Here is a 19729-nt window from a genome sequence, read left to right as displayed (position 1 = left end):
ATGCGGCAGTGTGCGGACGATTCTATCGTTGCGCCTGATGAGGTGGCCAGCTCAGCAGCTCGTCATACCGGCGTCCCACGGGGTTTCGCTGCGGCCAAAGCCGGTCTCCAGAGCGCCGCTTGAACGAACAAGCATTGCAGCTCGATTCCCGCTTTCGCGGGAATGACGAATTGTGCTTTGCTGAGCAAGCTGCCTAATCAGGTAATTACTTAAGGTATGTGACTGTAGGCTTTTTGGGGTAAGGGCTGCAGCAATATACCCTGAACTCTGTGCAGCTCAGTCGCCCGCCAGCAGCGAGAATTCGTGCTGCAGGCGTGGCAGGTCCTTGGCCAGCCAGGCGGCGACCTCGTCGGCGTGCAGTGCGCGGCTGAACAGATAGCCCTGGCCGTAGGTCACGCCATAGCTGCGCAGATGGCGCAGCTGCGGCATGGTTTCGATGCCTTCGGCAGTCGTGCTCAGCACCATGGCCTGTGCGAGGCCCACGACGGCGCGGGCGATGCTGCGCGCCTGCTCGCTGTGGTCGAGTTCGCTGACGAAGCTGCGGTCGATTTTCAGGTTGTCGAGCTGGAAACGGTGCAGCATGGACATGGACGAATAGCCGGTGCCGAAATCGTCCAGCGCGACCTCGATGCCGGCTTCATGCAGCGCCAGCAGCGTCTGGCGCACGAGGCCCGCGTCGGCCACCAGCGAGCGCTCGGTAATCTCGATCTTCAGGCGCTGGGTGGGTACCGCGACATTGGCCAGCAGTGCCCGCAATAGACCCACCACGGCCGGATCCTGCAGTTGCTCGGGCGGGAAATTCACGCTGACGCGGCTGCTGGCGGGAATCAGTCCTTCCGCAATCCAGCGCTCGTGGGTGACCAGGCTTTTTTGCAGCATGATCCAGGTCAGCTGGCTGATCAGGCCCTGCCGTTCCAGTACCGGAATGAAATCGTCGGGTTTGACCATGCCGTCGGCGCGCGGCCAGCGCACCAGCGCTTCGAAGCCGGCCAGCTGCCCGTCGCCCAGGTAGAGGATGGGCTGGTAGTGCGGCTCGAAGCTGGCGTCCTCGATGGCGCGCAGCAGCTCGCTTTCGAAGCGCAGACGGCGCGACAGCAGATCCTGCGTGCTCGGGTCGTAGTGCACATACTGGTTGTCGCCGTGATCCTGTGCCAGCGCTGCCGCGCTTTCCGCGGCGCGCAGCAGCTGTTCTTCATTGTGGGCGATCACCGTGCTGTCGGCGCAACCAATGGCCACCTGCACGGTGATCAGGTTGTCGCCCAGTTGCACGGGCTTGCGCAGCACTTCGAGCAGGCGGTTGAAAATGGCCGGCAGGTCGTCGATGCTGGCGACCATTTCCAGCAGCACGGCGAATTCGAGCTGGTTGAATTGCGCGACCATGTCCCAGGGGCGGATTTCGCTGGCGATGCGTTCGCCAATGGTGCGCGCCAGCTGCGTGTGCTGGTCGTGGTCGAGCAGCTCGGCGTAGCCGGGCGGGATGCGTGCACGCAGGTTGAGCACGGCGACAATGTGGTTGCGCGCGTGGCGCAGCCGCGAGAGCGAGCGCTCCAGCCGGTCAAGAAACAGGATGCGGTTGGGCAGCCGGGTGTAGGGGTCGAGCACCTTGTGCTCGGTGATGTCGGTAAAGGAGCCGGCCATTTGTGTGGCCTGCCCGTCGGGCGCGCGCAGGCAGCGCGCGTGCAGCAGCACCCAGCGCCAGGAGCCGTCCTGGTGCTGCAGGCGGTGTTCGCATTCCAGCGTGGCGCTGATGCCCTGCAGATGCTGTTGCAGCGCCTGGTTGACGCGCGCCCGCTCGTCGGGGTGCAGGCGGTCCAGCCATTCATTGATGCCATCCTGCAGCGGCTGGGTCAGGGCAATGCCCAGCATGGTGCGCCAGGGGCTGCCAAGCAGCAGGGCATCGCGGCCGATATCCCACAGCCAGAGCGTGTCATGGCTGGTGGCGAGCAGCAGGTCCAGGCGGGGGTCGGTGGGGCGGGTCATGGGGTTGAGCGCTGCAGGACGGGGAGTGTTTCAGACTAGCCCCGGCCCGTGCGCCATGCAAGCGCTCAGTCAGACAATCGCCGGCGGAACAGCCAGCGCTGCGCGTCAGACTCCCCCGGGACAAAGCGGTAGCCGTCCAGATCGAACTGCTGCAGAGCGGTGGCCTGCGTGATGCCGTGCAGTGCCGCGTAGCGCACCATCAGCCCGCGCGCGCGCTTGGCGTAAAAACTGATGATCTTGTAGCGCCCCCCCTTGTAATCCTCGAATACCGGCGTGATCACCGGGCAGTCCAGCAACTTCGGCTTGACCGCCTTGAAGTATTCCTCGCTGGCCAGATTCACCACCACGCCGGGCGCCAGCGCGCGGATCGCCGCCGTGATGCGCTCGCCCCAGAAGGCGTACAAATCCTTGCCGGCCGGGTTGGCGAGTTTCGTGCCCATTTCCAGGCGGTAGGCCTGCAGCAGGTCGTAGGGGTGCAAGAGCCCGTAGAGGCCGGAGAGGATGCGCAGGTGGCCGTCGAGGTAGTCGAGCTGGGTGGCGTCGAGGCTGCCGGCATTCAGGCCTTCGTACACGTCGCCCATGAAGGCGAACACCGCTGCGCGGGCGTTGTCCGGCGTGGCGTGCGGCTGCCAGCTCTGGTAGCGGCCGGCATTGAGCACGGCCAGTTCGTCGGAGATGTGCATCAGCACGCCCAGCTGTGCAGGCGTCAGCGGGCGCAGCAGGGCGATCAGCTCCGCCGCCTGCGCCATGAAGGCAGGCTGGCGGGGGGCGATGGCGGGAATGGCGGAGGTGTAATCCAGCGTTTTGGCTGGCGAGACAAGCATGAGCATGGTATTGGGGTATACGCCTGCAGCCATTTCGTAAAATGGGCTGCAGGTCTATGGGGGTATTGGTATGTAGGCTGGCGGGCTTGATCAACCCTCGATGCCGGCTTCGCGCAGCAGCGCGGCCAGCTCCATCGCGGTTTTGACCTGCATTTTTTCCAGAATGCGCGCACGGTGCACTTCCACGGTTTTCATCGAAATGCTCAGGTCATCGGCGATCTGCTTGTTGAGCCGGCCGGTCAGGATGAGCTTCATCACCTCGCGTTCGCGCGGCGTGAGCTGCGTCAGGCGCTGGCTGACCGTCGTGCGGGTCTGCCATTCGCCGCGGCGGGTCTGGTCGTCATTCAGGCAGCGTTCTACGAGGTCGACCATGTCGTTGTCGGAAAAGGGCTTCTCGATGAAATCGGCCGCGCCTTCCTTCAGCGCGGCGACCGCCATCGGCACATCGCCGTGGCCGGTCAGGAAAATCACCGGCGGGCAATAGCTGAAGGTCTTCAGCTGTTCGAACAGCTCCTGGCCGCCCATGCCGGGCATGCGCACATCCAGCACCAGACAGCCGAAATCCTCGGGCCGGTAGGCGGCGAGCAGCTCTTCGGCGCTGGCGTAAGTGCTCACCGGCAGGTTGCGGGTGGAAAACAGCCAGGAAAGCGCGTCGCGCAAGGCGTCGTCGTCATCGACTATGGCAATTCGGCGGTCAGGGTTCGCGGGCATTGCTGTCCTCGGATAGGGGTACGGTAAACAGGAAGCGGCTGCCGCCGCCGGGATTGGCTTCCACCCACAGCCGGCCCTGATGGTGCTCGATGATGGAGCGGCAGATGTTCAGCCCCATGCCCATGCCGGTGGCCTTGGTGGTGTAGAAGGCCTTGAACAATTGTTCCAGTTGTTCGTCCGTGATGCCAGCACCACGGTCACTGATGGTGATCTGCAGCAGGCCGTCCAGCCGTTCGGCCTCTACCTGCAGCCGGCGTTCGGCCACCGGCGTATCACTCATCGCCTCGATGGCGTTTTTCATCAGATTGAAGACCACCTGTTCCAGCATGACCGGGTCGGCAAAGACCGGCGGCAGGGTTTCCGGGCAGTCGATGCTCAGCCTGACCTGCTGTTTCTTCAGTTGCGCGGCCAGCAGCAGCTGCACGGTTGCCAGTAGCTGGTGCATCTGGCAGGCGGCGCGGTGCGGCGCGCGCCGCTGCACGAATTCGCGGATGCCGCGAATGATGAGGCCGGCACGCTTGGCCTGCTCGGCCATTTTTTCGATGGCCTGATCGAGCTGGCGCAGATTCGGCTCGGCCTGCGTGAGCAGGTTGCGGCAGCCGGTGGCGTAGCTGGCAATCGCGGCCAGCGGCTGGTTCAGTTCGTGGGCGAGGCTGGAGGCCATCTCGCCCATGGATATCAGCCGCGTGGTCTGCTGCAGCTGTTCGTTCTGCTGCTGCTCGCGCTGCTGCGCCTCTTTGAGCGCCGTGATGTCGGTGATGATTTCCAGCCAGACCAGCGAGCCATCCACCCAGATGCTGGGGCGGCTCTTGATCTGGTACCAGTGCTGGCCAAACTCGTCGAACCATTCGGCCGATTGCGCGGCTGTCTGCTCGCGGTGCAGCAGCGGGATGACACAGCAGCGCTCGTGCTCCTCGGGCAAGCGGAAGGCATGGTAGTACTGCGGATTGGCCAGCAGCAGCTCGCCACTGCTGGCATCCGACACCACCACGGCGGCGTCGAGGCCGTTGAGCACGGCGACAAAGCGCTCGTGCGAGGCCTGCAGCGCCTCGCGCTCGCGCTGCAGCTCGGTGATGTCGTAGATCGAGCTGATCCAGCCGATGTGCTGGCCCTCGCCATCGACCAGCCTGGCGGCGTAGATGCGCACGTCGAAGCGCTCGCCGTTGCTGCGCTGGAAGCGGCACTGAAAGCCGTTGCTGTCGGTTTCTCCGCCCAGGATCTGCCGGTTGATGGCCAGGCAATGCTCCAGCTCTTCCGGCGGCCAGTAGGGCATCAGCTGACCGGCGGCGAGCATCTGTTCGGCGGCAAAGCCGGTCATCGTGCAAAAGGCGCGGTTGACGTAGGTGAGCCGGCCTTCCAGATCCATCACGCGCGTGCCGGTGATCAGCGAATCCTCCATCGCCATGCGCATGGCGGTTTCGCGGCGCAGCAGCGCTTCGGCGGCCTGGCGTTCGCGGATGTGGCGGCGCATCGCCCAGGTCGAGGCCAGCATCAGCAGCGAGAGGCCGATCAGGGCGCTCAGCAGCGTGTTCTGGCGCAGGTCGCCGCGCTCGCGGTACACGGTGGCCTGCAGCTGCAGGTGTTCGGGGCCGATGTCCAGCGGCAGCTGTTGCGACAGCGTGCCCGGGTCGAGGCGGCGGTCGAATTTGTGCGCCAGGATGCTGCCATCCGGGCGCACCAGGCTGACCTGGTAGCGCTGGGCAATCCACCAGGGCACCTGCTGGTTCAGCAGGCGGTTGAGGTCGAACTGCGCCACCAGAAAATGCCGGCCGGCAAACGGCAGCTTGACCGGCACGGCCAGTGCCAGCAGCGGCGTGCCGGTATCGGTGATCGGCATGCTGTACACCGGCTCGTCGGCCAGCAGCACGGCGGCGCGCTGCGACACCAGGTTGCGGTGCGCCAGCCCCGCCTCGGCTGGCAGCGGGTTGAGCGGCGTGCGCCAGCGCGTCTGTACGGTTTCATCGACATAGGCCAGGCTCAGCAGCTCGGGGGTGTTCTGTACCAGCGACAGCGTGCGCGCGGTGAAGTCGGCCGACGTCAGGCCGTTGGCGGCCAGCGTGGCTGCCAGGCTTTCCAGCTCGTGGCGCGTGTTGCTCATCTGCAGGCCGATTGCCTGCTTTTGCCAGAGCAGATCCTGCTCGAGCACGGCTGAGCGGCTGTTGCGGTCGTTGTAGTAACTGAAGACCAGAAAGACGCCGAGGCCCAGGGTGAAGAGGCCGGCCAGAAAGGAAGGCAGCGTCAGCGCCCAGCGCCCCAGGCGGGGCGTGGGCGCCGGCAGTTTACGCACTGGTCCTCACTTCATTGGGCAGCTCGCCGCCACGGGCAAAGGCCGCCACCGTGCCCAGCACGGTGCTGGCGATATTGGCCAGCGCCTCTTCGGTGAGGTAGCCCTGATGCGAGGTCAGCATCACGTTGGGGAAGGTGGTCAGCCGCGCCAGCACGTCGTCCTGCAATGCCTCGCCGGACAGATCCTCGAAGAATACGCCTTCCTCGTGCTCGTACACATCCAGCCCGACGCCGCCGACATGACCCTCCTTCAGCGCATCCAGCAGCGCCTGGCTGTCGATCAGCCCGCCGCGGCTGGTGTTGACCATGACCACGCCGCGCTTCATGCGGGCAAGGCTGGCGGCATTGATCAGGTGGTGGGTATTGGCGGCCAGCGGGGCGTGCAGCGACAGAATGTCGGCCTGGGCGAAGATGTCGTCCAGCGCCGCGTATTCGAAGCCGATTTCCGCTGCCAGCTGCGCATTCGGATAAAGGTCGTAGGCCAGCAGGCGGCAGCCGAAGCCGCGCGCAATGCGCAGGGTGGCCTGGCCGATCTTGCCGGTGCCGATCACCCCAAAGGTCTTGCCGTGCAGTGTGAAGCCTACTAGGCCATCGAGCGAGAAATTGCCGTCACGTACGCGGTTGAAGGCGCGGTGTGTCTTGCGCACCAGCGTCAGCAGCAGGGCGAAGACATGCTCGGCGGTGGCTTCGGGCGAATAAGCCGGCACGCGCACGACCCGGATGCCGTGGCGCTCGGCGGCCTGCAGGTCGACATTGTTGAAGCCGGCGCAGCGCAGCGCGATCAGCCTGACGTTTTCCGCCGCCAGGCTGGCGATGGTGTCGGCGTCGATGCGGTCGTTCACGAAAGGGCAGACCACGTCAAAGCCGCGCGCCAGCGGCACCGTCGTGCGGCCGAGCCGGTCGCCAAAGAAGGCCAGCTCGTAGCCGAATTCCCGGTTGGCGTTGTTCAGGGCCTGTTCGTCATAGGCCTTGCTGTCAAAAACGGCGATGCGCATGGACTAGTCCTTGAACATGGTGGCGTGTGCCGCGCCCAGCGTGCGTCCCTGCCAGTAAAAGCCGTTGAGCTTGTCGATGACCGCGTGCACGGCGGCCTCGCTGACATTGTCCAGGCTGAAGAGCGCCGCGATGCGCTCGCCATTGCCCTCGGCCATGACGATGTCGCGGGCGGTCGCGAGGCCCAGATCCTTGTGCAACAGTTCGGCGACGCCTTCGGCATCGGTGTCGGGTGGCAGGTTGGTGATCATGATTTGCATGCTGGGACTCCCGGGTGGTGGATCGTGAAAATCAGGGGGCGCCGTCGTTGACCGGGGCGCCGCGTGCGGCAATCGGCTGCAGGCGCGGCTTCAGGCGCGCCTCGCCCTGCCGGAGCAGCTGGGCGTAAATGCTGGTGTTGGCCTTGACCTTTTTCACGTACAGCCGTGTTTCGGTGAACGGAATGGTTTCAATGTAGATGGCGGCATCCAGCGCCTCGTCATCCTGCCATTTGCTGGCATTGCCGGGGCCGGCGTTGTAGCCGGCGGTGGACAGCACCTGGTTGCCGCCAAAGCGGCCCTGCAGGTAGTTCATGTAATGCGTGCCCAGCGCAATATTGGTGTCCGGGTCGGTGACGCGCGCGCTGGTGAAGCCATCGATGCCGACGCGTCGCGCCGACCACTTGGCGGTGGCCGGCATCAGCTGCATCAGGCCGGCTGCGCCGGCACTGGAACGGGCATCGCTGACAAAGCGGCTTTCCTGGCGGATGATGCCGAAGACCCAGGCGGGGTCGAGGCCATTGTCGCTGGCGTAGGCCTGCACTTCGGCGCGCCAGGGGGTCGGATAGCGCAGGCTGAAGTCATGCAGCTGCCGCGTGCGTTCGGCGGCAAAGATGCTGCGGTCATGCCAGCCTTCGCGGCGTGCCAGGTCGGCGGCGGCCAGCAGCTGCGCATCGCCGAGTTCGCGCATTGCCCAGTTCCACTCGCGCGCGCCTTCCACCTTCCAGTCCTGCGCATAGAGCGCCAGCGCCCGCTGGATGCCCGGCTGGGCGCGCACGCTGCGCGCGTCGCTGTCGCTGAAGCGCGCGCTGGGCGGCAATTGCAGCGGCAGGCCCAGCTCTTCGCGCGCCAGCAGGCTGTAATAGTCGTCGCCATCGCTCATCTGTGTAAGCAGGGCGCGGGCTTGTGCGCCTTGTCCTGCCGCCTGCAGCGCGCGGGCCTTCCAGTAGCGCCAGGCGGTTTCCTCCTGCTGGGCCGTGGACATGGCATCAATGCGCTTGAGCACCGCCGGCCAGTCCTGCTGGCGCAAGCCGGCACGCACGGTCCAGGCGCGATCATCGTCGTTCAGGCCGTCGAGGCTGGCGGCATTGAGCCAGTTCGACGCCTGGGGGTGCAGCCTGCGGGCTGCCGTCAGGCCCAGCTGCTGCCAGGCAAAGGCCACATCGCCGGCCGGCCAGTCTTCGCTGATGCGGCGCAGCTGTGCTGCCGCCGCGTCGGGGTTCTTGCGACCGAGGGATTCCAGCGCAAACAGCGCCAGCTCGCGCTCGGCGCGTTGCGCCGCATCCACGCGGACCAGTGCCTTTTCCGGGCTGTTGGCGGCCACGCCCAGCGATCTGGCCAACAGCGCCGCCGGGTTGCCCACGCGGGTGGCCAGCTGGCGGGCGAAGTCGGGGCGATTGGCTGCCAGCGCCAGGCGGATGCGCTGCCAGACATCGGCCTGGCCGAGCTCGCCCGTGGCGAACAGCGCATCGAATACCGGGTTGCAGGCATCCGGCTGCGCCTTGTCGCTGAACCACAGCGCCCTGGCGGCGCTGACCGGCGCACTTTCCTGGCGCGCCAGCCCGGCCTGGGCCCGCAGGCATTGCTGTTCAGCATTCGGGGCGGGCAACTTGCCGTACTCGCTGGCCAGTTCATCCCAGCCGCCGCGGCGGCCCAATTCCTTCAGCCATTCGCCGCGCAAGCGTTCGGCGAGCGGCGTGTTGTCGTAACGCTGGAAAAATTCGCGTACTTCGCCGCTTGCCGCTTCACGCAGGGTCGCGCTGAGCAGGAAATACTGCGGATACATTTCCAGGACATCGCCACGACTCTGGCTCACGAGCTCCTGCAAGGTGGCAATGTCGCGCGTTCTGGCGGCCTCCCTAAGGGTATCGAGCTGCAGCCCAGCATGAACACTGGCTGCCAGCAAAAGGGAGAGGGGGGTAATCAAAAAAGCGCGCATACAGTTCGACATGGTGTTGGTCCGGCTTGGGCAAGTGGCGGCGCAGGCCGGCCTCTTGCGGGGAATATCATCGGCTAGCATACGCCAACTGACGACAATCTGTCTGTGCAGCAATCCCGCTGGTCGACCCGTGGCAAGGCGCCGGGTTCCCGTTGCCTGAGCGCTGCGAGTGCGGTTTGTCCGGGGCAGGGGAAAGCTGAACACCCTTCGGCGCGGAGAAAGGCTAAGAGAGGTTTTCTCCGCGTCCCTGCGTTGGGTTTGGTGGTTTGGAATGAATCGCGCCGGTCAGTGCTGGAGCCGGCTTTGCCGCAGCGGCAGCGCGCCGCATTTCCCGTCTGCGCGCAAAAGCAAGTAGAATCGGCAGGTTAAATCTCTAGCTTTGTCGCGAACGGCGAAAACCAACCATGCTGACTTTCCAGGAAATCATTTTGACGCTCCAGAATTACTGGGGCCGCCAGGGCTGCGCGCTGTTGCAGCCGTATGACATGGAGATGGGGGCGGGCACCAGCCACACCGCCACCTTCCTGCGCGCCATCGGCCCCGAGCCGTGGAATGCCGCCTATGTGCAGCCGAGCCGCCGCCCCAAGGATGGCCGCTATGGCGAAAACCCGAACCGCCTGCAGCACTATTACCAGTTCCAGGTGGTGCTCAAGCCCAATCCGGACAACATCCTTGATCTCTACCTCGGTTCGCTGAAGGAACTGGGCATCGACCCGACCGTGCATGACATCCGCTTTGTCGAGGACGACTGGGAAAACCCGACGCTGGGCGCCTGGGGCCTGGGCTGGGAAGTGTGGCTCAACGGCATGGAAGTCACGCAGTTCACCTACTTCCAGCAGGTCGGCGGCCTCGACTGCAAACCGGTGCTCGGCGAGATCACCTACGGCACCGAGCGTCTGGCGATGTACCTGCAGGGCGTGGAAAACGTCTACGACCTGGTGTGGACGAAGTATCCGAACGGTCAGGTTGTCACCTACGGCGACATCTATCACCAGAACGAAGTCGAGCAGTCGACCTACAACTTCGAGCACTCCAACGTCGAATTGCTGCTGAGCCTCTTCAACAGCTTCGAAGGCGAAGCGCAGAAGCTGCTGGAAGTGGGTATCCCGCTGCCGGCCTACGAGATGATTCTGAAAGCGGCGCATACCTTCAATCTGCTGGATGCGCGCGGCGCGATTTCGGTGACCGAGCGCGCGGCCTATATCGGCCGCATCCGCAATCTGGCGCGTGGCGTGGCGCAAGCCTATTACGCCAGCCGGGAAGCGCTGGATTTCCCGATGTGCCAGAAGTAAGCGCGCGACCAAGCGCCTGAAGGAGCCTGCCGATGCGTGCTGCCCTGCTGCTGATTCCCGCCCTGCTGCTGGCGGCCTGCGGCAAGTTCGATGACGAACTTGAAGGCCCGGTGCCGGTGCCGGGAACCAAGGCGGATTGGCGCGTGTACGGCAACAAGCCCGATCACGACATTCTGGTTGATGTGAATTCGATCAGCCATTACGACGACTACGCCGAGCCGAAATACACCTATGTGTGGATGTGGCAACGCTACAAGGCCGACACCGTCGAGCCCACGCCTGTGCCGCAGTCGGAGATGGACGGGCTGTATCACGCCGGCGCCGAATATCGCGACAAGTACAGCCGGCAGGCCATCGACTGCGAAAGCGGCAAGATGGCGCTGATCGCCGTCGAAACCCGCGACAAGGACGACGATCTGGTCGAGCGTTTTGATGTGCCCGGCTATCAATGGGAATTCGAGCAGCCGGCTCCCGGCAGCTACGGCGAAGATTATGTGCGACAGATCTGCAAACTGATGGCAGAGAAAGACGCGAAAAAAGACAAGGAAGAGTAAAGCGACATGGCCGATACGCTACTGATCGAACTGTTTACCGAAGAACTGCCCCCCAAGGCGCTGCCGAAACTGGGCGCGGCCTTTTCCGCGGCGATTTTTGACGAGCTGGCCAAACTGGGCTTTGTCGCCGCCGGCACCGAGCATGCCAGTTTTGCCTCGCCACGCCGCCTGGCCGTGTCGATTCCGGGCGTGCTGGGCGTACAGCCCGACCAGCAGATCGAAAAGAAGGGCCCGGCGGTCGCCAGTGGCTTCAAGGATGGCCAGCCGACGCCGGCGCTGCTGGGGTTTGCGCGCGGCTGCGGTCTGGCTGCCGACCAGCTCGACCAGCTTGAGAAGGGCAGCGATGGCAAGCAGGAGGTGTTCATCTTCCGCTCGCTCAAACAGGGCGAGCCGCTGGCCGCGGTGCTGTCCGGCATCATCGATGCCGCGCTGAAGAAGCTGCCGGCGCCGAAAATGATGCGCTGGGGTGATCGCGACGGCATGTTCATCCGCCCGGTGCACGGCCTCACCGTGCTGCACGGTGCCGAGGTGGTGCCGGCGCAGATTCTGCACCTCGAATCCGGCCGCGTGTCGCGCGGCCACCGCTTCCTCTCTGCCGGCGAGGTGTCCTTCGCCCATGCCGGTGACTACGCGAAGAAGATGTACGACGAAGGCCGGGTGGTCGCGAGCTTCGCCGCGCGTCGCGCGCTGATTGGTGACAAGCTGGCCGAAGCGGCCGCTGCGCTGAACGCCACCATCGCTGCCGATGACGCACTGTTCGACGAAGTGACCGCGCTGGTCGAGTGGCCGGTCGTCCTGCAGGGCGAGTTCGAGGCGGACTTCCTCAAGGTGCCGCAGGAATGCCTGATCCTGACCATGCAGCAGAACCAGAAATACTTCCCGCTGCTGGACGCCAACGGCCGGCTGATGAACAAATACCTGCTGGTCTCGAATATCGAGGCAGCCGATCCCTCGCACATCATCAACGGCAACAGCCGCGTGCTGCGCGCGCGCTTGAGCGATGCCAAGTTCTTCTTCGAACAGGACCAGAAGCAAAAGCTCGACGCCCGCGTCGGCCGTCTGGCCAATGTCGTTTACCACAACAAGATCGGTTCGCAGCTCGAGCGCGTGACGCGGCTGGAAACGCTGGCCGGCGAGATCGCCAAGCTGCTGGGTGCCGATGCCGCGAAGGCGACCCGTGCGGCCTATCTGGCCAAGGCCGACCTCTTGACCGACATGGTTGGCGAATTCCCGGAACTGCAGGGCATCATGGGCCAGTATTATGCGCGCCTGGATGGTGAGGATACCGAGGTGGCGTATGCGGTTGAAGCCCATTACAAGCCTAAGTTTGCAGGCGATACCCTGCCGGAAGGTGCGGTGGCGCAAGCCGTGTCGCTGGCCGACAAGCTGGAGACCCTGGTTGGCATCTGGGGCATCGGCCTGATTCCGACCGGCGACAAGGATCCGTTCGCGCTGCGTCGTGCCGCCCTGGGGGTGCTGCGCATGCTGTTGCAGCTGCCGCTGAATGTGCGCGAGCTGCTGGGCATCGCCGCCGCGGCCTTCCCGGCCGGCGTGGTTGCCGCAGGCACCGTTGATGGCGTGTACGGTTTCATGCTCGATCGCCTGAAAAACTACCTGGCCAGCGAGTATCCGGCTGCCGATATCGATGCCGTGCTGGCGCAGCGCCCGGAAAAGCTTGATGACGTGCAGGCGCGCCTGGCCGCCGTGGCCGAGTTCAAGGCCCTGCCGGAAGCCGCGTCGCTGGCTGCCGCCAACAAGCGTATCCGCAACATCCTGAAGAAGGTCGAGGGTGAACTGCCGGTGCTCAATGCCGCCCTGTTCGCGCAGGACGAAGAGCGTGCACTGGCCGCCGCCAGCGATGCCGTTGCCGCCAAGGCCGGGCCGCTGCTGGCCGCCGGCGATTACGTCGGCGCGCTGACCGCGCTGGCGGCGCTCAGGGAGCCGGTTGATGCCTTCTTCGACGGCGTGATGGTGATGGCCGACGATCTGACCGTACGCGGCAATCGTCTGGCGCTCTTGCACCGGCTGGCGCAGCAGATGAACACTGTGGCCGAGCTGGCGCTGCTCGCGGAGTAATGCCGATATGGGGACACCTGCCATGAAACTGCTGGTACTGGACCGCGACGGGGTGATCAATGAAGACAGCCCCGCCTACATCAAGTCACCGGAAGAGTGGCAGCCCATCCCCGGCAGCCTGGAGGCCATCGGCCAGCTCACGCGTGCGGGCTGGACCATCGTCGTTGCGACCAATCAGAGCGGCATCGCCCGCGGCCTGTACGACGTGGCGATGCTCAACCAGATCCACGCGCGCATGCACCGCAAGGTGGGGCAGGCCGGTGGCGAGATCGAGGCCATCTTCTTCTGCCCGCACGGCCCGGACCACGGCTGCAGCTGCCGCAAGCCCAATCCGGGCATGCTTGAGGACATTCAGCGTCGCTACAATGTGCCGGCCGGCCAGATGGTCATGGTCGGCGATTCGCTGCGCGACCTGCAGGCGGTCGCGGCCATCGGCGGGCGACCGATTCTGGTGCGCACCGGCAACGGCCGCAAGACCGAAAGCCAGGGGCGACTGCCCGAAGGCACGCTGGTGTTCGACGACCTCGCCGCTGTGGCTGCCGCGCTGCTGCTGGACTGAAAACCGCTTGCTCCCGCGGGGCCGTGCCGGCAGGGTCTGTCGCGCGATCCTTGCGGTGACGCGACCCAACCCGGAGTACCCCGTACATGATCTGGCTGCGTTCCGCGCTCTACTGGCTCGGCATGATCGTCACCATTCCCTTCTATGCCCTGCTGGCGACGCTGATCCTCGTCCTGCCGCCGCTGCTGCGTTACCGCATCATGGCCAGCTGGGCGAAGATGATGATTTTCTGGCTGCGCATCACCTGCGGCCTGCGCCACCGCGTGGAAGGGCTGGAGCATCTGCCCAAGGAGCCTGCCGTGCTGCTGTGCAAGCACCAGAGCGCCTGGGAGACGCTGTCGCTGCAGCTGATCCTGCCGCCCATGGTCTGGGTGCTCAAGCAGGAGCTGCTGAAGCTGCCCTTCTTCGGCTGGGGGCTGCGCTGCCTGTCGCCGATTGCGATTGATCGCAGCAAGCGCGCCGAATCGGGCAAGAAACTGATGGAGCAGGGGCGCGACCGCCTCGCCAAGGGCTTCTGGATCGTGATCTTTCCCGAGGGCACGCGCGTGCCTGCCGGTGAGCGCGGCCGCTACCAGCAGGGCGGCGCGCGTCTCGCCCTGGATCTGGGCGTGCCGGTGGTGCCGGTGGCGCACAATGCCGGCGAATTCTGGCCACGCAACTCCTTTCTGAAGTACCCGGGTGAAATCACCATGGTCATCGGTGCGCCGATCGCCACCGCCGGGCGCAGCTCGGCGGAGGTGAACCGCGAAGCCGAAGCCTGGATCGAGGCACAGATGGAGTGCATCGGCGGTGTCGGCCCCTGCCATCCGGGCAAGACGACCGGCCATGGCGGCCAGCGCTAAACCCCTGCTGGTCGAGTTCGGGCCCGGGCAGGCCCTGCCGCTGCTCTGGACCCGTTCGCCGAGGCGGCGCACCGTGCAGCTGCTGGTGCGCGCCGATGGCCAGATCGAGGTCAAGGCGCCGCAGCGCCTGCCCTGGAGCGCCATCGAGCCCTTCGTGAAATCCCGCTATGACTGGCTGCTGGCCGCACGGCAGCGCATGCACGCACGCGCCGCCGCGACTCCTCCGCAAGCCGACCTGAGCCGGCTGAGCTGGCTGGGGCAAACGCTGGTCATCCGTCCCGGCACGCGCACCCGGCTGGCGGATGGGGGGCTGGATGTCGCCGGCGCCGATGACGCGCAGCGCCGGCAGAATCTGGCGCGCTTCATGCAGCGCAGCGCCAGGGTGTATCTGGCCGAGCGCCTGCAGCTCTGGGCCGGGCGCATGGGCCTGCAGGCAAGCGCCTTTGCCCTGTCCGGTGCGCGGGGCCGCTGGGGAAGCTGCTCCAGCACTGGCGCCATCCGCCTCAACTGGCGGCTGATGCAGGCGCCGCCGGCGGTCATCGACTATGTGGTGATCCATGAGCTGGCGCACCTGCAGGAGCTGAATCACTCGCCGCGCTTCTGGGCGATTGTCGCCAGCCACTGCCCTGACTGGAAACAGCACCGCCTGCTACTTAAGGAGCATGGCGAACGCTATATGCAGATCGGCTAATTGCCACTGCTCCCCGTTTTTTCCTCGCAGGATGGGGCAAAAGGGCGGGGCTGGTCTGCGACGTGTGAATGCGTTTCTCCCCATCCCCTTACTTTTTGTGCCCGGTATGTTGATGTAGCCATTTATGAGTAACGGCTATGGCGACATACCGAAGTACATCAAGTTCATGCAAGCTGATTTTTCCCCCGCTGGGGCGCGCCATGTTCCTGGGCTGGGACTGCGGCAAAGCAGGCGTGGCCATGACAAAATGGGTCAGTCATTCGAGCAGGCCGTCCGCCCGCTTCCACAAGGATCTGAGCATGCAAGCACTGCGCATCCTGAAAAAACTCTATAAGTCCTGTAACGCCAGTTGGCAGCCGCCCGGAGTGGCGGTGTATTCGGATGAAGCCTTGTCGGACAAGGAACGTGCCGTTCTGGCGGAGATGAACTGGCAGGTCAATCGGCTTGAGTCATTTTCCGGCCATGCCGAGGTTCAGGATAAACTGCTGGCACTGAAAGACCATCCGCAACTCAGCCGCCAGCGTTGTCTGGATGCTTTTGTTGCCGGGGTCGGCGGCAGCTATTTGCGCGGCTTGTCCTTGCTGGCTGCCTGGCATTACTTGCACAGCATGCCTGCTCACCCCTATGAAGCGCGAGATTGTTATCTGTGCTGCCATCTTTGTGGTGGTAGCGATAAGCCGGAAGTGCAAAATGACAGCGATATCCAGTTTGCCCTGCACCTCGGTGGCGATTGGGTCAGTCCGCAGTATATTTACCTCAACCTGCGCTACTTTCTCGCCCAGCCGGACATCGTGCCCAGCGAGCAGGACAAGGCTACCTTCGCCCGTCTGCTGGACATGCTGCGCAACGCAGCGCCGGACGAAACGCCCGGCCAATTTGAACAGCGCCTGCACGCAGCCAAACTGCTCAAGGTGGACAAATACAGCCGCCGTGGCCTGCTTAACTCGCTGGCACGAGTTGGCGTAATACCCAATGCCGTCATTGATCTTTCCTGCGAGCACTGGGTTGGCTGGCTGGATATAGTCAAGGCCGGCGAGGAATTGCGCAACACCAAAGGCCGCTCGGATATGGAAATGCCCTGGGCTGGCTGGCAAGGCTCATTGAAAGTCAATGAAGCGCGCTTGCAGGCGCTGTTTGCACCCTGGCTGCTGGCCGCATGAGCGATTGCATTGTCGCGCGTAACGCATCTTTGCGTTGTGGCGCCAACAGGATGCTGGCTTGATGGGCAAACGAAGCACCAGCCTTTGTCCTTCAGATGAAATGCTTGGGCAGGTCATACGCAAGTTCCCCATCTCTCAGTCCGCCTGCCCCGGCTTTTCCGCCGCTTGGCAGTCGGGTGGACAGTGCTGCATTTATTTGTGCCGGCGGGATTGAGTTTTGCAGCTGACGGGCCGATATTGGGTGTAAGGATGTTGTTTTTGTTCACGCACAGGAGGTGCATCATGGTCAGGGTATTTTCGATGGCTGATGGCCAGCCGGAAGCAGGGCCCAAGGGGATGCGCGAGCTGCAGCAAGAGCCGGTGCGTGATCGTCGCGAGCCGCAGCCGGCATTGAGGTTGCTGGACGTCAATGAAGCGCGGGCCGGACAGGCAAAGCCGCTGATTCCGCCGCCGCTCTGGTTCTGAGCCAGACATGGCCGTAAAAAACAAACAGCGCCGGATTCCGGCGCTGTTTGTTTTGGCAAGGTGGTTAAATACAGTGCATGGTATGTTGTTGAAGCCATTTCTTGTAAATGGTTTTGGCTATATACCTTCTATCTCCCCATGCCGCCGACCTGTTGCGCCAGATAGGTCGCATAGTTGTCGGTCATGCCGCCGATGAAGTCCAGCACGCGGCGGTAGGTTTCATACAACTCCCACTCGCGCTTGGGGGCGTTGTACTCCATCAGGTCCAGCACACGCTTCATGCGAAAGGGCATCTGTGGCGCGACCTTCAGCTGGTAGGCCGCATTGCAGAAGGCGTCGAGCAGGATGTCGAGGCAGGTGAAGGAGCCGACCTCGATCTCGATCTTGCGCCGTTCGTTGAAGATGCGGTCGCGCGCCAGCTGCTTGGCTTCGTTGATGCCCTGACGCATCCCCAGCGGGCAGTCGTTGAGCAGGTCACCCTGGTAGCTGCCCGCCATCAGCCGTTCGTACTGTGCCATGAAGGTGCTGGCGACATCCTGCACGCAGCGCTCGATGGCCTTGCCGCGCAAGAGTGAAATCTTGCGGCGAACCGATGGTGCGGCGGCGACTTCCAGCGCCAGCAGATCACGGTCGCCGCCGCAGATCTTCAGCAGGATGGGCTCGACGATTTCATAGGGCAGCATGCCGATCTCGATGCCGTCTTCCAGATCGAGAATGGCGTAGCAGATGTCGTCCGCGGCCTCCATCAGGTAGGACAGCGGATGACGCGCCCATTTGCCCGGCGCCAGCTCGGGCAGGCCAAGCTCGCGGGCAACCTCGGCAAGAATGGCCTTTTCCGATTGATAGCAGCTGAACTTGCCCTTGCCGCCGGCGTGCTCGCTGGTCCACGGGTATTTCAGCGTGGTGCCGATGGTGGCGAAGGTCAGGCGCAGGCCGCCTTCGAAGCGGTGGTTTTCCAGTTGCGTGATGATGCGGAAGCCCTGGGCATTGCCTTCGTAGGTGGTCAGGTCGCGGCGCTCTTCGGCGCTGAGTTTCTGCATCAGGTAGGCGTGTCCGTCGCGGCGGAACCAGTCGCGGATTGCATATTCGCCGGCATGCCCGAAGGGCGGGTTGCCGATGTCGTGCGCCAGGCAGGCGGCCTGCACGATGGCGCCCAGGTCATAGGGCGTGATGCCTTCCGGCAGCCGCTCTCCCAGGCGTTCGCCGATCAGCACGCCCAGGCTGCGGCCGACGCAGGCGACTTCCAGCGAGTGGGTCAGCCGCGTGTGCACATGGTCGTTTTCCGTCATCGGGTGCACCTGGGTCTTGCGGCCCATGCGCCGGAACGGCGAACAGAACACGATGCGGTCATGATCCTTGTGGTAGTGGCTGCGACCCACCTGCGGGTCATGTTCAAGCCGGGGGGCACCCAGACGCTGTGCGCTGAGCAATTGCTGCCAATCCATCATGAGCTTGCCGGAGGTCAGTTGGCGCCAAGCGCCTGGTGAAAATTGCCCAGCGTGCTGGGGCTGAGCGGTTTGCTGAAGTAATAACCCTGGATGATGTCGGCGCCCATCTGCCGCAGCAGTTCGACGGTGGGCTGATCTTCCACGCCCTCGGCAATGACCTGCAGCTGCAGGCGGTGGGCCAGTTCGATGATGCTGAGCACGATGTCGGCGTCACGCGCCGAGCTGCTGATGGCCTGGATGAAGCTCATGTCGATCTTGAGTTCGTCGATCGGCAGCCGTTTCAGATAGGTCAGCGAGGAAAAGCCGGTGCCAAAATCATCCAGCGCCAGGCGGCAGCCGAGTGACTTGATCTGTTCCAGGATGCGCAAGGCCGAATCCAGATCATCGATGACGGCCGACTCGGTCACCTCAAAGACCAGGCGGTTGCCCGGCACGCCCCAGATCGAGCAGGCGTTGCCGATAAAGGCGGCCAGCTCCAGGTCGCGCAGGTTGGATGGCGAGAGGTTGATGCTCAGTGTGCCGGGCAGCCCTTCGTTCATCAGCTGGCGGAATTGCCGCAAGGCCGCGTTGATGATCCACTGGGTGACCGAGCCCATCAGCCCCAGATGCTCGGCCACGCGCAGGATCTGGTGCGGCGGCACCTGGCCCAGCTCCTCGTCATGCCAGCGCAGCAGGCATTCCACGCCGTGCAGCGTTTTGCCGTCGGCCGTCAGCTGGGGCTGGAAAACCAGCTGGAAGCGGTTGTTCAGCAGAGCTTCGCGCAGCGGCGTTTCCAGGCGCTTGATCAGCTGGCCCAGCCAGTCGCGGCTCGCGTCGTACAGGCCAATGCCGTTCTGCGTGAATTCATGTGCGGCCTGCGCGGCGGCGCTGAGCAGCGTGGAGGCCTCGCTGCCGTGCTCCGGATAAAGGGCAATGCCGATTTGCGGGTGCAGGCGCACGGTGAGGCCGCCGAGCTCCAGTCCCTCGCTGATCAGCGCCAGGGCGCGATGGGCCGCGAGCATGGCGTGCCCGCTGCCGGACAGGTTGGGCAGCACCAGTCCCAGCGTGTGGCGATCAATCAGCAGCAGGCTGTCGTGATGGCGCTGCATGGTGCGCAGGCGCTCGGCCGCGCACAGCAGGGTATGGTCGCTGCAGCTGCGCATGGCCGAGCCGAAGTCGATGTGCAGCAGCGCGGTCAGCTTGCCCGGTTCGGTGCGTTCGCGCGCCTGCAGCAGCAGCTGGCCCAGCGCCGTGGTATTGGGCAGGCCGGTGCCGGTGTCCAGCGTGTGGCTGTGGCGTACCGCGCGCAGCCGTGGCGTGGCGTAGGTCTGCTGCACGGCCAGGCCTTCGAGGCACAGGCGATCCAGCGTAGCCTGCAGTTCGGCCGGACAATGCCCGGCCAGCAACTGGTGCCAGGCCAGGAACACGGCGCTGGCCTGCTGCAGGCTGCCGGTGCTCAGGCGTGGCCAGAGCTCCGGATCGTGCTTGCCCTGGTGCAGGCGCCGGAAATAATCGACGTAGATGGCGTGGTCGTGACTGTCAAAGACGCCCGCTTCGTCGAGCAGGGCGGCAATGCGTTCGCCAAGCAGCTGTTCATCGAAGGGGGTCTTGTCCAGAAAGGCCCGCAGGCCGGCAAGATGCTGGGTGAACTGGTCGGCGTGCAGGCGTGGCAT

At 64.5% G+C, this 19729-nt stretch carries 17 protein-coding genes; 8 read left to right on the top strand and 9 right to left on the bottom strand.

The genetic code is table 11. From position 1 onward, the window contains the following. Positions 1 to 276 precede the first annotated feature (276 nt). From C515_RS0104310 to C515_RS19460, 7 genes are all read right to left on the bottom strand, one after another. Entirely contained in the window at positions 277 to 1980 is a 1704-nt protein-coding gene (locus tag C515_RS0104310; RefSeq protein ID WP_028454532.1) for a putative bifunctional diguanylate cyclase/phosphodiesterase, read from the bottom strand. 65 nt (positions 1981 to 2045) lie between these two features. Then, positions 2046 to 2810: a peroxide stress protein YaaA gene (gene yaaA, locus C515_RS0104305; RefSeq protein WP_028454531.1), complete on the bottom strand. Its 765-nt coding sequence runs from the start codon at positions 2808 to 2810 to the stop codon at positions 2046 to 2048. An 84-nt stretch (positions 2811 to 2894) separates the two neighbouring features. Beyond that, positions 2895 to 3515 (bottom strand): response regulator transcription factor, encoded by a 621-nt coding sequence (locus C515_RS0104300; protein ID WP_028454530.1) that lies wholly within the window; start codon positions 3513 to 3515, stop codon positions 2895 to 2897. Continuing rightward, a complete protein-coding gene (locus C515_RS0104295) occupies positions 3499 to 5802 on the bottom strand; it encodes a PAS domain-containing sensor histidine kinase (protein ID WP_028454529.1) in 2304 nt (767 codons plus the stop codon). The genes C515_RS0104300 and C515_RS0104295 overlap by 17 nt, the downstream gene beginning before the upstream one ends. Further along, positions 5795 to 6796: a 2-hydroxyacid dehydrogenase gene (locus tag C515_RS0104290; protein WP_028454528.1), complete on the bottom strand. Its 1002-nt coding sequence runs from the start codon at positions 6794 to 6796 to the stop codon at positions 5795 to 5797. The genes C515_RS0104295 and C515_RS0104290 overlap by 8 nt, the downstream gene beginning before the upstream one ends. Positions 6797 to 6799: 3 nt before the next feature. After that, the gene (locus C515_RS0104285) at positions 6800 to 7054 is read right to left on the bottom strand and encodes an RNA recognition motif domain-containing protein (RefSeq protein WP_028454527.1); all 255 of its coding nucleotides are present in this window, start codon (positions 7052 to 7054) and stop codon (positions 6800 to 6802) included. Positions 7055 to 7085: 31 nt separating this feature from the next. Continuing rightward, a complete protein-coding gene (locus tag C515_RS19460) occupies positions 7086 to 9002 on the bottom strand; it encodes a lytic transglycosylase domain-containing protein (protein WP_158380770.1) in 1917 nt (638 codons plus the stop codon). 392 nt (positions 9003 to 9394) lie between these two features. Between C515_RS19460 and glyQ the strand changes: the two genes are divergently transcribed. The 8 genes from glyQ (at position 9395) to C515_RS0104240 (ending at position 16629) form a co-directional block, all read left to right on the top strand. After that, complete coding sequence (gene glyQ, locus C515_RS0104275; protein WP_028454526.1) at positions 9395 to 10282, top strand: glycine--tRNA ligase subunit alpha; 888 nt, start codon at positions 9395 to 9397, stop codon at positions 10280 to 10282. 32 nt (positions 10283 to 10314) lie between these two features. Continuing rightward, complete coding sequence (locus C515_RS0104270; protein WP_028454525.1) at positions 10315 to 10836, top strand: hypothetical protein; 522 nt, start codon at positions 10315 to 10317, stop codon at positions 10834 to 10836. Positions 10837 to 10842: 6 nt separating this feature from the next. Then, a complete protein-coding gene (glyS, locus tag C515_RS0104265; RefSeq protein ID WP_028454524.1) occupies positions 10843 to 12912 on the top strand; it encodes a glycine--tRNA ligase subunit beta in 2070 nt (689 codons plus the stop codon). A gap of 22 nt (positions 12913 to 12934) precedes the next feature. Next, on the top strand, positions 12935 to 13471 hold the full coding sequence (gmhB, locus tag C515_RS0104260; protein WP_028454523.1) for a D-glycero-beta-D-manno-heptose 1,7-bisphosphate 7-phosphatase: 537 nt from the start codon (positions 12935 to 12937) through the stop codon (positions 13469 to 13471). An 86-nt stretch (positions 13472 to 13557) separates the two neighbouring features. Further along, positions 13558 to 14313, top strand: coding sequence for a lysophospholipid acyltransferase family protein (locus tag C515_RS0104255; RefSeq protein ID WP_028454522.1), 756 nt, complete (start codon positions 13558 to 13560; stop codon positions 14311 to 14313). Next, entirely contained in the window at positions 14297 to 15004 is a 708-nt protein-coding gene (locus tag C515_RS0104250) for a M48 family metallopeptidase (protein ID WP_051304615.1), read from the top strand. The genes C515_RS0104255 and C515_RS0104250 overlap by 17 nt, the downstream gene beginning before the upstream one ends. A gap of 299 nt (positions 15005 to 15303) precedes the next feature. Beyond that, entirely contained in the window at positions 15304 to 16164 is an 861-nt protein-coding gene (locus C515_RS0104245) for a hypothetical protein (RefSeq protein ID WP_211233973.1), read from the top strand. A gap of 282 nt (positions 16165 to 16446) precedes the next feature. Next, on the top strand, positions 16447 to 16629 hold the full coding sequence (locus tag C515_RS0104240; RefSeq protein ID WP_028454519.1) for a hypothetical protein: 183 nt from the start codon (positions 16447 to 16449) through the stop codon (positions 16627 to 16629). 128 nt (positions 16630 to 16757) lie between these two features. On the opposite strand, the gene C515_RS0104235 is transcribed toward C515_RS0104240, so the two are convergent. Together C515_RS0104235 and C515_RS0104230 are read right to left on the bottom strand one after the other, a co-directional pair. Beyond that, a complete protein-coding gene (locus tag C515_RS0104235; RefSeq protein WP_028454518.1) occupies positions 16758 to 18077 on the bottom strand; it encodes a deoxyguanosinetriphosphate triphosphohydrolase in 1320 nt (439 codons plus the stop codon). 14 nt (positions 18078 to 18091) lie between these two features. Continuing rightward, entirely contained in the window at positions 18092 to 19729 is a 1638-nt protein-coding gene (locus C515_RS0104230; RefSeq protein ID WP_028454517.1) for a putative bifunctional diguanylate cyclase/phosphodiesterase, read from the bottom strand.

The organism is Chitinilyticum litopenaei DSM 21440 (assembly GCF_000428145.1).
In the GTDB taxonomy this organism is placed as follows: Bacteria; Pseudomonadota; Gammaproteobacteria; order Burkholderiales; family Chitinibacteraceae; genus Chitinilyticum; species Chitinilyticum litopenaei.
The sequence above is the reverse complement of the archived record's forward strand: the minus strand, read 5'-3'. Positions and strand labels throughout refer to the sequence as shown.

Coding starts and splice junctions, on each gene's coding strand:
- C515_RS0104310 (WP_028454532.1), bottom strand. CDS start 1,980: ATGACCCGCCCCACCGACCCCCGCCTGGACCTGCTGCTCGCCACCAGC.
- yaaA (WP_028454531.1), bottom strand. CDS start 2,810: ATGCTCATGCTTGTCTCGCCAGCCAAAACGCTGGATTACACCTCCGCC.
- C515_RS0104300 (WP_028454530.1), bottom strand. CDS start 3,515: ATGCCCGCGAACCCTGACCGCCGAATTGCCATAGTCGATGACGACGAC.
- C515_RS0104290 (WP_028454528.1), bottom strand. CDS start 6,796: ATGCGCATCGCCGTTTTTGACAGCAAGGCCTATGACGAACAGGCCCTG.
- C515_RS0104285 (WP_028454527.1), bottom strand. CDS start 7,054: ATGCAAATCATGATCACCAACCTGCCACCCGACACCGATGCCGAAGGC.
- C515_RS19460 (WP_158380770.1), bottom strand. CDS start 9,002: ATGTCGAACTGTATGCGCGCTTTTTTGATTACCCCCCTCTCCCTTTTG.
- glyQ (WP_028454526.1), top strand. CDS start 9,395: ATGCTGACTTTCCAGGAAATCATTTTGACGCTCCAGAATTACTGGGGC.
- C515_RS0104270 (WP_028454525.1), top strand. CDS start 10,315: ATGCGTGCTGCCCTGCTGCTGATTCCCGCCCTGCTGCTGGCGGCCTGC.
- glyS (WP_028454524.1), top strand. CDS start 10,843: ATGGCCGATACGCTACTGATCGAACTGTTTACCGAAGAACTGCCCCCC.
- gmhB (WP_028454523.1), top strand. CDS start 12,935: ATGAAACTGCTGGTACTGGACCGCGACGGGGTGATCAATGAAGACAGC.
- C515_RS0104255 (WP_028454522.1), top strand. CDS start 13,558: ATGATCTGGCTGCGTTCCGCGCTCTACTGGCTCGGCATGATCGTCACC.
- C515_RS0104250 (WP_051304615.1), top strand. CDS start 14,297: ATGGCGGCCAGCGCTAAACCCCTGCTGGTCGAGTTCGGGCCCGGGCAG.
- C515_RS0104245 (WP_211233973.1), top strand. CDS start 15,304: ATGCAAGCACTGCGCATCCTGAAAAAACTCTATAAGTCCTGTAACGCC.
- C515_RS0104240 (WP_028454519.1), top strand. CDS start 16,447: ATGGTCAGGGTATTTTCGATGGCTGATGGCCAGCCGGAAGCAGGGCCC.
- C515_RS0104235 (WP_028454518.1), bottom strand. CDS start 18,077: ATGATGGATTGGCAGCAATTGCTCAGCGCACAGCGTCTGGGTGCCCCC.
- C515_RS0104230 (WP_028454517.1), bottom strand. CDS start 19,729: ATGCCACGCCTGCACGCCGACCAGTTCACCCAGCATCTTGCCGGCCTG.